The organism is Corallococcus llansteffanensis (assembly GCF_003612055.1).
Lineage (GTDB): Bacteria > Myxococcota > Myxococcia > Myxococcales > Myxococcaceae > Corallococcus > Corallococcus llansteffanensis.
Genome location: NZ_RAWB01001061.1, coordinates 1 through 1,122, shown reverse-complemented (window position 1 = coordinate 1,122; position 1,122 = coordinate 1). Strand labels below are relative to the sequence as shown.

At 73.3% G+C, this 1,122-nt stretch carries 1 protein-coding gene and 1 pseudogene; both read right to left on the bottom strand.

The annotated features are described in order from the left end of the window. A partial coding sequence (locus D7V93_RS46315; protein WP_504739605.1) for a response regulator occupies positions 1 to 675 on the bottom strand: 675 nt, incomplete at its 3' end. Positions 676 to 690: 15 nt separating this feature from the next. Next, positions 691 to 1,122, bottom strand: a pseudogene (locus D7V93_RS43325) (replication restart helicase PriA); the annotation flags it as partial.

The following is a 1,122-nucleotide window of genomic DNA, read 5'->3' as shown; positions in this document are numbered from 1 at the left end:
CCCCGTGAGCACCGAGTCGATGGACGCCATCGCCTCCGCCTCCACCTCCTGGTGCGCCTGCTCCAGCGCGGCGTTCATCACCAGGTGGGTGCTGCGCTCGCGCTGCTGGTGGACGACGTGCGCGCTGCGCTCCTCGCGCGTCATCGCCGCCACTTCCCAGTCCGTCTGGTTCAGCGGCGCCAGGTCCCCGAACAGCGCGTTGGCCAGCGCCGGGTCTCCCCCCACCGCGTGCGCCGTCGTCGCATGCCACGCCTCGTCCGACGCGGGCACGCCTCCGCGCGCGGGCTCCGTCAGCGTCCGGTTCTCCACCACGCGCCAGCCGTCCGCCTCCGCCGGCGCGCGGATCAACGAGTCCACCAGCGTCACGAACCCGGGCCCGTCCAGCGGCAGCGGCGCCACCGGCGCGCTGAAGCCTTCAATGGCCTCGCTCAGCAGCAGCACCCGCGCCTTGTGGCCGTCCGGGTGGACCACCAGTTCCTCCAGCACCACGCGCCCGCGCCCGCTCTCCACCCCCGGGGCGAGCACGATGAGCTCTGGCAGGTGGTGCCCGAAGGCGATGAGCGCGTCCGCGGCGGAGGTGGCGAGGATGACCTCGTGCCCTTCGCGGGACAGCAATCGCCGGACGGCGGCGATGGTGGCGATGTCGTCGTGTACGAGGAGGACCGAGGCGCCCATGGGGGGCCTGACAGTCTACATCATGGCCCCGGGATCCACGTCGATGACGACCTTCACCCCGGAGGGCACATCCGCCAACGCCGCCTCCAACCGGGCGAGCAATGGGGCGAGCGCCGCATGCGTCGGCGCCTTCAGGAGCAGCTGCCAGCGCGTCTTGCCCCGGATGCGGGCGATGGGCGCCAGCGCCGGCCCCAACAGGCGCACCCCCGCCGACGCGGGCGGCATGTGCCGCCCCACGAGGTTCCCCAGGAAGCGGGCCACCCCCGCCGTCTGCTCCGGGTGCTCCCCCTCCAGCCGGACGGCCGCCATGCGCGTGAAGGGCGGGTAGGCCAGCGCCTTGCGCCACTCCAGTTCCTGCTTCGCGAACCCGTCGAAGTCGTGCGCCAGCATCCGCTTCACCGGCTCCGCGTCCGGGTTGTACGTCTGCACCAGCACCCGCCCCGGGTC